The 209-nt window shown below is 41.6% G+C and carries 1 protein-coding gene; it reads right to left on the bottom strand.

What is annotated here, in order from left to right:
• The coding region (locus BAQ49_RS11445) for a hypothetical protein (RefSeq protein ID WP_208610848.1) at nt 1–209 on the bottom strand (209 nt) is incomplete at both ends.

Here is a 209-nt window from a genome sequence, read left to right as displayed (position 1 = left end):
TCTCCACCAAGGTAATGACCTCCTTGATATCCAACCGGCCCTTCATATATTGTAGTTCCTTTAGGAATTTTTATTGCGTATGTTGATTCTATTGGCGAAGTACCTGTCAGTACACCTGTTTTAGGATCTATCCATTGAGCTTTAACCGCAGAATCTATCCGCACTTTTGCAACTGATTCTGCTGGTTCTCTTGTAAACCACTGTCCAAG

The organism is Bacillus proteolyticus (assembly GCF_001884065.1).
GTDB lineage: Bacteria > Bacillota > Bacilli > Bacillales > Bacillaceae_G > Bacillus_A > Bacillus_A proteolyticus.
This window is presented reverse-complemented; position numbering and strand designations above follow the sequence as displayed.